At 41.0% G+C, this 13203-nt stretch carries 13 protein-coding genes; 7 read left to right on the forward strand and 6 right to left on the reverse strand.

The window, feature by feature from the left end; all coding sequences use genetic code 11:
* From BM386_RS13955 to hemE, 5 genes are all read left to right on the forward strand, one after another.
* The gene (locus BM386_RS13955; RefSeq protein WP_091695405.1) at positions 1–1773 is read left to right on the forward strand and encodes an ABC transporter ATP-binding protein; all 1773 of its coding nucleotides are present in this window, start codon (positions 1–3) and stop codon (positions 1771–1773) included.
* Between the two features lie 40 nt (positions 1774–1813).
* A complete protein-coding gene (locus BM386_RS13960; RefSeq protein WP_091695407.1) occupies positions 1814–2395 on the forward strand; it encodes a hypothetical protein in 582 nt (193 codons plus the stop codon).
* A 2-nt stretch (positions 2396–2397) separates the two neighbouring features.
* A complete protein-coding gene (locus BM386_RS13965; protein WP_091695410.1) occupies positions 2398–2913 on the forward strand; it encodes a hypothetical protein in 516 nt (171 codons plus the stop codon).
* A gap of 79 nt (positions 2914–2992) precedes the next feature.
* Positions 2993–3523 carry a hypothetical protein gene (locus BM386_RS13970; protein WP_091695412.1) on the forward strand — a complete coding sequence of 177 codons (531 nt, stop codon included), beginning with the start codon at positions 2993–2995 and terminating at the stop codon, positions 3521–3523.
* Positions 3524–3638: 115 nt separating this feature from the next.
* Entirely contained in the window at positions 3639–4661 is a 1023-nt protein-coding gene (hemE, locus tag BM386_RS13975) for a uroporphyrinogen decarboxylase (RefSeq protein WP_091695415.1), read from the forward strand.
* Between the two features lie 134 nt (positions 4662–4795).
* Here hemE and BM386_RS13980 read toward each other — a convergent pair whose 3' ends face one another.
* On the reverse strand, positions 4796–5602 hold the full coding sequence (locus BM386_RS13980; protein ID WP_244545531.1) for an MOSC domain-containing protein: 807 nt from the start codon (positions 5600–5602) through the stop codon (positions 4796–4798).
* A 31-nt stretch (positions 5603–5633) separates the two neighbouring features.
* Positions 5634–5804, reverse strand: a complete 171-nt coding sequence (locus BM386_RS23675) for a hypothetical protein (RefSeq protein ID WP_170857100.1) — start codon at positions 5802–5804, stop codon at positions 5634–5636.
* 236 nt (positions 5805–6040) lie between these two features.
* Between BM386_RS23675 and dnaK the strand changes: the two genes are divergently transcribed.
* Together dnaK and BM386_RS13990 are read left to right on the forward strand one after the other, a co-directional pair.
* Complete coding sequence (gene dnaK, locus BM386_RS13985; protein WP_091695416.1) at positions 6041–7966, forward strand: molecular chaperone DnaK; 1926 nt, start codon at positions 6041–6043, stop codon at positions 7964–7966.
* Positions 7967–8098: 132 nt separating this feature from the next.
* Positions 8099–8473 carry a co-chaperone GroES gene (locus BM386_RS13990; protein ID WP_091695499.1) on the forward strand — a complete coding sequence of 125 codons (375 nt, stop codon included), beginning with the start codon at positions 8099–8101 and terminating at the stop codon, positions 8471–8473.
* 60 nt (positions 8474–8533) lie between these two features.
* Here the strand turns inward: BM386_RS13990 and BM386_RS13995 are convergent, their stop codons facing one another.
* The 4 genes from BM386_RS13995 to hemB all read right to left on the reverse strand — a co-directional run bounded on the left by BM386_RS13995 (position 8534) and on the right by hemB (position 13175).
* Entirely contained in the window at positions 8534–8818 is a 285-nt protein-coding gene (locus BM386_RS13995; protein ID WP_091695419.1) for a hypothetical protein, read from the reverse strand.
* Between the two features lie 296 nt (positions 8819–9114).
* Positions 9115–10296 (reverse strand): porin, encoded by a 1182-nt coding sequence (locus BM386_RS14000; RefSeq protein ID WP_091695422.1) that lies wholly within the window; start codon positions 10294–10296, stop codon positions 9115–9117.
* Positions 10297–10388: 92 nt separating this feature from the next.
* Positions 10389–11687, reverse strand: a complete 1299-nt coding sequence (locus BM386_RS14005; protein ID WP_091695425.1) for an ammonium transporter — start codon at positions 11685–11687, stop codon at positions 10389–10391.
* A gap of 519 nt (positions 11688–12206) precedes the next feature.
* Positions 12207–13175, reverse strand: coding sequence for a porphobilinogen synthase (gene hemB / locus BM386_RS14010; protein ID WP_091695428.1), 969 nt, complete (start codon positions 13173–13175; stop codon positions 12207–12209).
* Positions 13176–13203 lie beyond the last annotated feature (28 nt).

Below are 13203 nucleotides of genomic sequence, written 5' to 3' on the forward strand. Positions count from 1 at the left end.
TTGAGCCTAGAACAAGAAAAATCATCCTCCGGCGAAATCGTCGATTCGAAAGTACTCAAGCAACTCTACGGTTTTGTAAAACCCTACAAAGCACAGTTCTATTTTCTGATCTTTCTTACGATCGCTCTTGCTATTTTGGCACCTACGAGGCCCTACTTTATACAAGTAGCAATAGATGACTATGTAGCTGTGGGTGATGCAGCTGGCTTGTTGAAAATCATCTACTTGCTTGTTGGTCTAATGATTCTGCAAGCTTTTGTACAATGGGCACACACATTCTACTCAGGCTGGATTGGGCAAGTAATTATACGTGATATTCGCGTTAGGCTTTACAAGCATTTACTGAAGCTTCGTTTGAAATTCTTTGACAATACGCCAATCGGTAGGTTGGTCACTCGGAATATTTCAGATATTGAAACACTTGCAGATGTCTTTTCGGAAGGTTTGGCAGCGATTATCGGTGATTTACTTCAGCTGGTTACGATTCTTGGAGTCATGTTTTACATTGACTGGAAGTTGACTTTGGTGAGTTTGTCCACCTTGCCGCTGATGATTATTTCCACCTATGTTTTCAAGGAAAAAATCAAAGTGACCTTCAATGACGTCAGAAATGCCGTTTCTAACCTGAACTCCTTTCTGCAGGAACATATCACAGGCATGAACATCGTGCAGATCTTCAATCGGGAAGATCGGGAATTTGAAAAATTCAAAGAAATCAACAAAGAGCATCGCAGAGCCCATATCCGCTCAGTACTGTACTATTCAATTTATTTCCCTGTGGCAGAAATCATTCAAGCTATTGGAATCGGTTTGGTGGTTTGGTACGGCGCAGTTGGGGTGTTGGGAATGGATATAGAGATTGGCGTTTTGATCTCATTCATCATGTATTTGCAGCTTTTCTTCCGACCGATTCGTCAGATTGCAGATCGTTTCAATACCCTGCAAATGGGGGTAGTAAGCTCTTCTAGAATTTTCAAATTGCTGGAAAGCAATGAGCATATTGCAAATGAAGGCAACTTTAGTCCTGAAAAAGTTAAAGGAAACATCAAATTGGAAAATGTCTGGTTTGCCTATGTGGATGAAGATTTTGTGCTAAAAGACATCAGTTTCGAAGTAGAATCTGGACAAACAGTCGCACTCGTGGGTGCAACTGGCGCGGGTAAATCATCCATTATCAATCTGATTTCAAGGTTTTATGAAATAAACAAAGGCAATATCACAATAGATGGACATGACATCCGGGAATTTGAACTGGACACCTTGCGCAAGCATATTGGAGTGGTTTTACAGGACGTTTTCCTTTTTTCCAATACAATATTCTACAATATCACGCTAGGTAATCCAGATATCACCCGCGAGCAGGTGATGTATGCCGCTGAGCTTGCTGGCGCAAAAAGATTTATCGAAAGGCTTCCTGGAGGTTTGGACTATAACGTAATGGAGCGTGGGGCCACGCTTTCTGTTGGGCAGCGCCAATTAATTTCATTTGTGAGGGCGATGGTATATAATCCGGAAATCATCATTTTGGATGAGGCGACCTCGTCAGTGGATACAGAAACAGAAGAATTGATACAGGAATCCATCGAAACAATGATGAAAGGGAGGACTTCCATTGTAATCGCGCATAGACTTTCTACCATCCAAAAAGCTGACAAAATTATCGTGCTCCACAAAGGAGAAATTGTAGAAACAGGAACACATGATTCCTTGCTCGAGCTTGGAGGCGCATACACGCAGCTACATCAGATGCAGCTCAAGACGATGGCGATCTAGCCTGATTTTTGATTTCTAAAACAAAACCAACTATAAACAGATGAAGTACAGATTAATTACCCTCTTGGTATTCTTACCATTTATCAGTTTTGCACAGGAAAGAGGAGTAGGTATTCGCCTTGGTGAGCCGCTTTCTATTACTTATAAAGATTTTCTTACGGAATACATTTCCATCGAAGGAATGATAGGAAGTGCAGGAATCAACGGAGGCAGCTATTACCAAAAGGACTTCGAGGGTAATCCGCCTGAGTCGAACGCTTTCTATATTTCTCACAGCGCAAACAAGGGCATTTCGTTCAACGTGCGCTCTGCTTATCACGAGGATATTACTGACGTATTTGGAATCACAGAAGGCTATATGATGGCTTATGGTGGCGCGGGGATTCAGTTGAGAACTACCAAAGTGACTTACTCCTATGCAGATGGACAGAACTCTTCTCTGATCAAAAATGACAGCAGAACTAACGTAGATTTTGGCCCAGAAGCATTCATTGGGGCAGAATATTACTTTGATGATGTGCCAATTTCAGTTTTTGCTGAAGCCGGCTTTTTTCTGGAATTGATTGATCGTATCGGACATATCAAAGGCCAAGGCGGTATAGGAGTCCGCTATCTTTTCTAAGTATGAAAAAATTATTGCTCATCGGCGTAGCACTGATTTCTGCACTTACTATCCTGGGTTTTTGGGGCTTTAGCAAATTAGGAGGAAATACGCCGATTGAGGTGACCCTGATAGAAAAGAGCCCAGAAAGTCTTGCCGGGATCACCTATCGTGGAACTCCGGGGAATGAGAGACTAGGAGAACTTTTCAAAAAGATGGAATCCGAAAAAGGGATGCACCCAGGAAGTCAACTTCATACGATCTATGAAGTGGAGCCTGCTGGCAAATTGGATACCATGGTCGTTTTCGTAGGCATCAACCAAAATCTTCCACTAACGGATTTGGAGTTTAGAACTTTTGAAAATAACAGCTACCTCCTAGCCACCATCAAAAGCAATAAATGGGTGATGCCTAGCCCAGAAACAGTCAAAGAAAAGCTAGCTGACTTTGCCCAGGAAAATAAATTAGAGCTCAGCGGCGTTTACATCGATAAGATAATCTCTAATGAGGAAGTCCAGGTGATCGCCCCTATAAAGTAAAAAGTTGTTAAGGAAGTTTTGCCAACTATTTACTGGCACAATTCGTGAAAGCATCTAACTAACTTTAACAACTACAACCATGAAAAATATCAACTTATTAATTTTAGCGCTTTTTGGAATGTTCGTATTCCAGGCATGCGAAGGGCCAGAAGGGCCTCAGGGAATTCCAGGTGAGCCAGGAGTTAATATCGTAGGATCTACATATGAGGTAGAGGTAAACTTTACTAGTGCTAATAATTACGCAGAGGTTTTCGATTTTACAGAGCCACTAGTTGATGGAGATGCTTTGCTGGTGTATATGTTAGAAGAGAATCCGGCATTTCCAGAAACGTTTGCCTGGAGACTGGTACCGCAAACATTCTATTTAGAGCAAGGTATCCTCGTGTATAACTTTGACTACACGGTAGATGATTTCAGCATCTTTTTGGATAATTCCCCGATAGACTTTACTACACTAGATCCTTACTATACCACTGATCTTCTCTTTAGAGCTGTCGTAGTTCCTTCGGATCTTATTCAGGCACGAGTTGATTACACCGATTATGATGCTACAATGAAGCTTTTAAATATTTCGGAGGATGACTTTGTAAGAATAGAGCCTAAGAAGTAAAACATTACCTAAACCAACTAGATTACCGCAAGCTGGATCGATGTCTAACATAGATCCAGTTTTTTTATGTGGGTAAATTACCTGCCAAAATTAATTTGGCGCTTATCTTTGTCCCATGCATTTGAAAAACGACCTCTTACTTCGAGCCGCCAAAGGCGAAACCATAGAAAGAACCCCTGTATGGCTGATGCGTCAGGCTGGGAGAATTTTGCCTGAATACAGAAAAGTACGGGAAAGTGTAAGTGGATTCATTGAGCTGGCCCAGACTCCTGAGCTAGCTGCCGAAGTGACTATACAGCCAGTAGATCTGCTTGGCGTGGATGCAGCGATTATTTTTTCTGACATTCTGGTAATTCCAGAAGCCATGGGTTTGCCTTATGAAATGGTGGAAAAACGAGGGCCATTATTTCCCAACACAGTACGATCCGAAGCTGATCTGAAAAAACTCCATGTCTCAGACGGATCGGAACTTCGTTATGTTACTGATGCCATAACTATCACAAAGAAAGCTTTGAATGGACGCGTTCCGCTAATCGGTTTTGCAGGTGCGCCTTGGACCATTTTTTCATACATGGTGGAAGGTCATGGCAGTAAAACATTCTCGGCTGCTAGAGAAATGCTCTATACCCAACCGGCATTTTCGCACCAACTGCTTCAGATGATTACTGATAGCACGATCAATTATCTGAAAGCTCAGATCGAAGCCGGAGCTCAATTAGTTCAAATTTTTGACAGTTGGGCAGGAATTCTTGGTCCAAAGCAATACGCAGAATTTTCCCTTCCCTATATCGCTCAAATATGTGACGCAATCACTTCCGTTCCTAAGACTGTTTTTGCCAAAGGAGCATTCTTTGCAAGAGAGGAAATGGGCAAATTGAATTGCGAGACAATTGGTTTGGATTGGAACATGGGGATTGCAGAGTCGCGAAAATTGATCGGTTCAGGCAAAACTTTGCAGGGAAATCTAGATCCAGCAGCGCTTTACGGAAGTGAAGAGCAAGTGCGTGAAGCGACGATAGAAATGATGGAGCAATTCCGAGGAACACGTCACATTGCCAATCTTGGTCACGGGGTTTACCCAGATATCAATCCGGAAATGGTCAAAGTTTTCATACAGACGGTGAAAGAGTTCAACTAGATAACAATGTATAAACCGCGGTGAACACAGAGTTTTTTTGCGGAGTCAACAGAGATATCCTGCTTCTCCAGATGCAGGATTTTCTGTTTAACAGCTATCTATAGAAGCTTCTTTATTGGATGTTTTAATCAGAATTACCCCACTGTAAGCTTGTCTCCGACTTTAATGATACCACCTGAAAGGGCAACCACATTTTGTCCAAAAAGTATTTTGTTGCCAACCTTTCTATAGGTAGCCAAAGTTTTTAATGGCTCTGCGGCTTTGAGGCCTGTTTCTTGATCCACGGTAGTCATCACACAGCGCGCACAAGGCTTTACTACTTTCATTTGCACGGCACCGATCTGAATTCCTCCAAAAGAATCTTCTATAAAAGGCTCTCCCCCAGAAAAGACAATATTAGGACGGAAACGATTCATAGGAAGGGGACTTGCTAATCTCTCATTTAGATCATCTAATGAAGTCTCCCCAATTAATAAATATGGCATTCCATCTGCAAAACTTACAGACTCCGCATTCACCGCATACCTTGAATCTACCTTCCGCTCAGTTGACAGAGGCATTTTCACCAAGCGAGCATTTATGCCTAACACTCGGGTAAACCATGCATCAATCTGTGTATTGACCAATCGGGCAGGCATCTCATCATCCCAAACTGTCACGGAAGAAATCTCCTCACCTTCTTCGTTAAAGGGAATTCTAACAAAATCTTTTGAACTAGAAACGTGGTACACCTTTAACCATTCGGATTCAATTTCAACTTTCAGCAATGCCATTTGAGGAAAAGTACGTTGGGAAACAAACCGACCACTTTCATCAATCAGCATCCACCGGCGGTCAAGTTCAAAGCCTCTCTCCTCCACTTTTGCCTCTTGAAGTCGGATACCAGCAAGGGATTTGATTGGATAAACATAGAGGTCTTGGATAATCAGGTTTGTTGGCATACTTTAAAAATAAGTCACTGAAGCCTGAATTTCACAGTACAATCAGAAAAATCGCAAGATTTGGTGCCATTTCCTTCAGATATACCCAGACCGAATGTATAATTCCCAGTTCACGATTGGCAGTGAGCATCACTATCCCCAGCAAAATCGCCAATCCCCAGCGGCATCTTTCTCTCATATTTCCCTTTAAAAAAAGCTTCATTCTACCTAAGTAGATGCAGAAGTGAGAGAATTGGTTGCAAAGGCAAAGGGAATTTTATAAAAACTGTCAGTCTGAACATTTCATTAACTCAGGTAAATGACAATTCCGTTGCTTTTACTGCAAACCCATGTCAACTTTTCTGCCAATGTGACACAAAATCTCATGAATATTCAAATGGCACATCCCTTGAAGAAAGGGAGTCATATCCATTTGAAATAACTTAAAAATATATAATCATGGGAAAAATCATAGGCATTGACTTAGGAACAACCAACTCCTGCGTAGCAGTGATGGAAGGTAACGAACCTGTAGTCATTCAAAACAGTGAGGGAAGAAGAACCACACCTTCAATTGTGGCTTTCCTTGACAACGGAAACGGTGAGCGTAAAGTTGGTGATCCTGCAAAGCGTCAGGCAATCACTAACCCTGCAAATACTATTTCTTCTGTTAAAAGATTTATGGGCAAGAAATTCTCTGAAGTATCTGAGGAGAAAAAGCACGCTTCATATAAAGTAGAAAAAGGAACCAATGACACAATCGCAGTGAAAATTGGTGACAGATCATATACTCCTCAGGAGCTTTCTGCTATGATCCTTCAGAAAATGAAGACTACCGCAGAAGATTTCCTGGGACAAACAGTGACAGAAGCGGTGATCACTGTACCAGCTTACTTCAATGACTCCGAGCGTCAGGCGACCAAAGAAGCTGGACAGATCGCAGGTCTGGAAGTGAAGCGTATCATCAACGAACCAACTGCTGCGGCATTGGCATACGGGATGGACAAAAAGCATCAGGATATGAAGATCGCAGTGTATGACCTTGGTGGTGGTACATTCGATATCTCAGTCTTGGAACTTGGTGACGGTGTATTCGAAGTAAAATCTACCAATGGTGATGTTCACCTAGGTGGTGATGATTTTGACCAGGTGATCATGAACTGGCTAGCTGAAGAATTCAAATCTGAAGAGCAAATCGATCTTAGACAAGATCCAATGGCACTTCAGCGTTTGAAAGAAGCAGCGGAAAAAGCTAAAATTGAGCTTTCCAGCTCTGCCTCTACTGAAATCAACTTGCCATATATCACTGCAACTCAAACTGGTCCTAAGCACTTGGTGAGAACGCTAAGCAGATCTAAATTTGAGCAACTTTCTGAAGAACTGGTAAGAAGATCTATGGAGCCTTGTAAGAAAGCGTTGGCCGATGCTGGCCTTAGCCCATCAGATATCGACGAAGTAATCTTGGTAGGTGGTTCTACTAGAATCCCTAAAATCCAGGAAGAAGTTGAGAAATTCTTTGGTAAGAAGCCTTCAAAAGGTGTAAACCCTGATGAGGTGGTAGCTATTGGAGCTGCAATCCAAGGTGGGGTATTGACAGGTGAAGTGAAAGATGTGCTTCTTTTGGATGTAACTCCTCTATCTCTAGGTATCGAAACAATGGGTGGAGTATTGACCAAATTGATCGAAGCTAACACTACTATTCCTACTAAGAAGTCTGAGACATTCTCTACTGCTGCGGATAATCAACCAGCTGTGGATATCCACGTACTTCAGGGAGAAAGACCAATGGCTAAGGATAACAGAAGTATCGGTAGATTCCAGCTTTCTGACATTCCACCAGCACAAAGAGGCGTACCTCAAATCGAAGTAACCTTCGACATCGATGCTAACGGTATCCTGAATGTTTCTGCAAAGGATAAAGGAACTGGCAAAGAGCAGAAGATCAAAATCGAAGCTTCTTCAGGACTTTCTCAGGAAGAAATCGAAAGAATGAAGTCTGAAGCCGAAGCTAATGCAGCTACAGATAAAGCTGAAAAAGAGAAAATCGACAAGTTGAATCAGGCTGATAGCTTGGTATTCCAAACTGAGAAGCAGTTGAAAGAATACGGAGATAAACTTTCCGAAGGTAATAAAACTGCAATCTCTGGAGCGCTTGAAACTCTTAAAGCTGCTCATCAATCTCAAAACATTGAGGGAATTGACTCTGCAATGGAAGGATTGAACAAAGCTTGGGAAGCTGCTTCTACAGAAATGTACAATGCTGCTGGAGCTGAAGGAGCTGGCGCAGCTGGAGCTGATCCATCTGCCGGTGCAGGTTCTTCTGAATCAGGCGATGGTGTTTCTGATGTCGATTACGAAGAAGTAAGCGAAGAAGAGAAAAAATAATAGCTTCATAAGCTAAACCAATTTAAAATGGCATCTGTGTAAAAGCAGGTGCCTTTTTAGTTACAGAACAAAAACATGACTTATGAATCAGGAGTTTTGATTCATTCATTTTCACATAAGAATACTATTGCAATGCAATTGACATCTGACAATAAACTAAGAAAACTCATCGTGGTAGGCGACCGGGTTTTAATTCGCCTGAAAAAGCCCAATTCCAAAACAGGTTCAGGCTTATATTTACCTCCAGGAGTCCAGGAAAAAGAAAAAGTGCAGCAAGGATACATCATCAAAGCCGGACCCGGATATCCAATTCCCGTAGCTAATGATGATCCAGAGCCATGGATGGAAAGCGAAGAGAAAGTTAAATACGTTCCTCTCCAAGCGAAAGAAGGTGACTTAGCGATCTTTTTACTATCAGGCGCCCATGAAGTAATCTATGAAGGTGAAAAATACTTTATCGTTCCTCAGTCATCTATTTTAATGCTGGAGAGAGAACAAGAGCTTTAAAAAACAAAGCCCGGATTTGCATCCGGGCTTGTCTATGAATATTGAATAAGATGGAGAGGATTAATCCTCCCAAACTTTTCTATTTTTTGCTTTAGGACCTTTCAAAGCCTCTTTTCTTCTGACGAAAACCGTTTGGGTAGCTCCTTCTTCTTTGTTCCAAACTTTTTGATTTTTCGCCACTGGCCCTTTCGTATCGTCAGGTACAGTGTAGAACTTCATTGGTTTTGCATTTGCATAGCGTTCAGTTGCTTTTGCATTCTTAGCTTTTGGACCTTTCAAGGTAGATTGTGAAAATCCCACTGCCGATACCATCATAACTGCGAGTAATAATACCGATCTTTTCATAACGAGTATAGTTTAAGTTGCTCTTAATGTACTATACTATAGACGAATAAAAAGGTTACACAAAATCAGTATTTACTAAAGGTTTTTTGACAAATGATAAAATTATATTTTCCAAATTTTAATAAAACTTATTTTTTATGGTTTAAAAAGAAACCTAAAATTAAATGATCAAGGTATTTTTTGAGCAAATATGACTTCAAAAAGAACCACTTTTAGACCAAATTGCCTAAAAAACAAAAAAACCGAGATGAATTTCATCCCGGCTTTTAGACTAACAATAGACCCTGTTTATATTTTTAGAATGCGAACACCGCAGCAAGCATGAATGAAGAGAGATTTTTACTATCGTTCAAATCATTATCTTTGAAGAAATCTTCGCTCATAGCATCCATTCTCAACTCAGGAATCAACGTAAGATTCTTATGAACTCTTACATTTCCAGATAGTGTAGCAGCAAAAACACTTCCATCACCATCTGCATTTACCCCTACAACATCTTCCAAACCTCCATTGAATACACTGAAGTATTCTCCACGAAGACCAATAGAGAACATTTCAGAAGTAGTTGCCTGAAGATACCCTGCAAATCCTAGAAAACCGGCACCGTCTCCACTCGCATCACTAATTGATGAACCCGTAAAGGTTTCACCGGCAGAAGTGGTATTGTAAGTCGTATTCACACCTACATAAATAGACTCAGACACATCAAAGCCAGCAGTCAAATCCACTTGAAACGTCTGTCCATTAGAGTACTGATTGGTGACAAGTGAACCATCGTCTTCTAGCTTACCATCTTGGTCACCATATACAAAGTTTAAGTAAGCTCCTCCAGCATCAGTAGAATATCCCAGCTGTGCACCTAAAGTATAAGTCCCTGCAATATTAAACTCCGTCATATCCGTCGGATTCATCACTGCTGCCATCAAAGACCAGTTATCAGATAAAGCAAAATCCGCCTTCAGACCAGTATGTGAAAATGGTCCATAAGAGAACATGTAAGAAGTGGAGTAGTTGAAGTTTGCAGTTGGAGAGATCACTTCATAACCTAAGAAAGTGTTGAAGTTACCCATAGTTAAGGTCACTGCGTCGCTTACGTTCCAGTAAACATACAGCTGATTTACAATCTGAGAACTTCCTGCCATTCCACCGGCATACATTGGAGAGCCAAATACGGCATCTTCACCTCTAGGGCCAAAAACAAGGTCTGCAACTGCACCTACCTTTTCCCCTTCGTATGTTGCTATGATATTTGCCATACCCAGAGAAAAACCAGGTAAGTTGCCAAAGGACGTTGCAGGAGCCTGAAAGTTTTCCCCTTTGTTTGGCACGTTAAAGTTGGTTCTGAAATATGCATCCACGGAGCCAGAAAAGGTCAATTTAGAAGGCTCTTCTTCTTCAATAATTATAACTTCTTGAGCAAATGAGTTAGTAGCACCAATAAGCAAAAAGGCCACGAGTAGTAGTTGAATTTTTTTCATGTTTATAATAGGTATAGGTTTAAAATAATTTTCTGTGTTTTGTCACTGCCAAAGAATCAGGATACCCAACTCTTTGGCAGCAAATGGGCTGACTATTCGTCGTAAACGATAGTATAACCGCGGATTCCATGTTCGTGAGAATCCAGACCAAGACGTTCGTGCTCCTCAGAAACTCGAATGCCCATGGTCTTTTTAAGTATAAAGAAAATCAAGAATGCCGCAGAGAATGCCGCAACACCACAAATAGCAACACCCGTTAATTGAGTGAAGAAGGTATGCTCAGGGTTAGTCGAAAAAATACCCACAGCCAAAGTACCCCAAATACCACAAGTCAAATGGACTGAAACTGCTCCTACCACATCATCTAGCTTAAGTTTATCCAATAATACAGCAGAGTACACCACTAGGATCCCAGCTACAAATCCTACAAATACTGCAGCTAATGGATTAATCACATCAGCTCCTGCAGTGATACCAACCAAACCTGCAAGAACTCCATTTAGAACCATCCCAAGATCAAGACGCTTGAATACTAAATTACCAGCCAGGAATCCACCAATACCACCTGCGCAAGCAGCTAAACAAGTAGTAACTAATACAAAGGAAACAAGTGCAGGATCAGCAGAAAGCACAGAGCCTCCGTTGAAACCAAACCATCCTAACCAAAGCAAAAAGACACCAATTACAGCCAAAGGAACACTTGATCCAGGCTTATCAACGGTCTTCCCATTTACATATTTTCCAATTCTAGGACCAACCAATATTACACCGGCCAATGCACCCCATCCACCTACAGAGTGAACCAAAGTACTACCTGCGAAATCATAGAAGCCCATCGCATCCAAAGCTCCTCCACCCCATTTCCAGCTGCCGATTAGTGGGTAAACGACACCTACATACAATAAGGTAAACACTAAATATGCCCATAGTTTTACCCGCTCAGCAATAGCACCAGACACAATCGTGGCGGCAGTAGCGGCAAACATAGCCTGAAACAAGAAATCTGTCCAGTAGGTGTATCCTCCATCTGCATAGCCTGTAGTCACATCTGCATCTCCTGGAGAAAACCAAAACATACTCCATCCGGCAGCATCAAATGAAAACCATCCTGGAGTTTCAAAACCAGGGTACATCAGGTAAAATCCCACAAAGGCATAAGATAAAATACCGATGATAGGGGTGATCGTGTTTTTAAATAGGATGTTCACCGTGTTTTTGGCCTGGCCAAATCCGGCTTCTACTCCAGCGAATCCTAGGTGCATAATAAACACCAGAGCAGTGGACAGCATCATCCAAACGTTGTTTGTGGTGAGGAGATTTTGGGAAATCTCGGCTGACAAGTCCATTGTTGCGGCCGCATCTTGGGCCAACAGTGTAGCGAAATACTTCATAGGTTAGAATTAATTATTTTAATGATTTTCAGAATTAAAAATAGGTCTGATCTGCTTTACTATAATCGAATGTAATTATAATATTGATAAAAAAACAAATCCATTTTTTCATTTAATGCATTAAAAAGTGATTTTCAATATCATTTTTAATCCATTTTTTACATTTTTTGCAAAAAAATGAAGATTATAGGCATAATCGTAAACTATTTATTATAAAAAATTTTATTTGGTTTGGATGCATAATATTCTACGAAACCGATTACGACACAGTCAAATCAAAATATTGACAAGAAAAAAGCAGCTTATTTGGTATTTTATTCTAAATAAATTAAAAAAACAGTGTTTTAAGTAAATCGTTTGGTTTTACGAAAAATATAAATTTTTAAAAATTTGACTTTTTTTTTACCCTTGCTAGATTTTTAAACAAGATTTTTTAAAAAATGACACCAATAATTACCTGCAGACATAAAAAAAACCGACAATTGTCGGTTTTTACAGCAGAAAATAAATCTTGTGACTCTATTTCATGAAACTTGCATATTCTTTGGCGAAATACGTAAGAATCACTTTCGCTCCAGCCCGTTTGATACTCAATAGCACTTCAAGCATGGCCCGGTCGTTATCTATCCAACCCTTTTCGGCAGAAGCCTTAATCATGCTATATTCACCGGATACATTATAAGCCGCAATTGGCAATGGGAAATTATCATTTAGCAGTTTAATAATGTCTAAATAGGAAAGCGCGGGCTTAACCATCAGGAAATCTGCACCTTCTTCGGTATCCAAGTCTCCTTCAATCAGTGCTTCCTGAGAATTTGCTGGATTCATTTGGTAAGTCTTCTTATCTCCGAACTTAGGGGCAGAATCCAGCGCATCTCTGAAAGGCCCGTAAAATGCACTGGCATATTTAGCAGTATAGGACATGATAGAAGTTTCCGTAAACCCACTTTCATCCAGCAACTCACGGATATACCCTACTCTGCCATCCATCATATCCGAAGGACCAATGATATCCACTCCAGCATCAGCCTGAGCAAGAGACATTCTTGCCAAAACCTCCAGCGTCTCATCATTTAGGATTTTGCCATCCTTTACTAAACCATCATGACCATCACTACTGTATGGATCCATCGCCACATCAGACATCAGGCACACTTCCGGGAATTCCTTTTTGATTTCACGAAGTGCTTTCAGGTAAAAAGTCTCAGGATTGTAGCTTTCGGAGGCTATTGAGTCTTTAAGCGACTCCGGGTAGGCTGGAAAAACGTCAAAAGCCGTAATCCCAAGCTTAAGACAATCCTCTATTTCTTTCAAAATGAGATCCTGAGAAAACCTGAAAATCCCGGGCATGGACTGCACTTCAATTTTCTTATTGGATCCTTCGATCAGAAAGAGCGGAAAAATCAGGTCTTTGACAGACAAACTCGTTTCCTCTACCAGGCTTCTAACTGATTCAGATTTACGGTTTCTACGTGGTCTTCTTAACATGTTAATTGGTCTATTGAGAACACTCAAA

The organism is Algoriphagus locisalis (genome assembly GCF_900116615.1).
Taxonomy (GTDB): Bacteria; Bacteroidota; Bacteroidia; order Cytophagales; family Cyclobacteriaceae; genus Algoriphagus; species Algoriphagus locisalis.

Coding starts and splice junctions, on each gene's coding strand:
- BM386_RS13965 (WP_091695410.1), top strand. CDS start 2,398: ATGAAAAAATTATTGCTCATCGGCGTAGCACTGATTTCTGCACTTACT.
- BM386_RS13960 (WP_091695407.1), top strand. CDS start 1,814: ATGAAGTACAGATTAATTACCCTCTTGGTATTCTTACCATTTATCAGT.
- BM386_RS13990 (WP_091695499.1), top strand. CDS start 8,099: ATGCAATTGACATCTGACAATAAACTAAGAAAACTCATCGTGGTAGGC.
- hemB (WP_091695428.1), bottom strand. CDS start 13,175: ATGTTAAGAAGACCACGTAGAAACCGTAAATCTGAATCAGTTAGAAGC.
- BM386_RS13995 (WP_091695419.1), bottom strand. CDS start 8,818: ATGAAAAGATCGGTATTATTACTCGCAGTTATGATGGTATCGGCAGTG.
- BM386_RS13970 (WP_091695412.1), top strand. CDS start 2,993: ATGAAAAATATCAACTTATTAATTTTAGCGCTTTTTGGAATGTTCGTA.
- BM386_RS14000 (WP_091695422.1), bottom strand. CDS start 10,296: ATGAAAAAAATTCAACTACTACTCGTGGCCTTTTTGCTTATTGGTGCT.
- BM386_RS14005 (WP_091695425.1), bottom strand. CDS start 11,687: ATGAAGTATTTCGCTACACTGTTGGCCCAAGATGCGGCCGCAACAATG.
- BM386_RS13980 (WP_244545531.1), bottom strand. CDS start 5,602: ATGCCAACAAACCTGATTATCCAAGACCTCTATGTTTATCCAATCAAA.
- BM386_RS23675 (WP_170857100.1), bottom strand. CDS start 5,804: ATGAAGCTTTTTTTAAAGGGAAATATGAGAGAAAGATGCCGCTGGGGA.
- dnaK (WP_091695416.1), top strand. CDS start 6,041: ATGGGAAAAATCATAGGCATTGACTTAGGAACAACCAACTCCTGCGTA.
- hemE (WP_091695415.1), top strand. CDS start 3,639: ATGCATTTGAAAAACGACCTCTTACTTCGAGCCGCCAAAGGCGAAACC.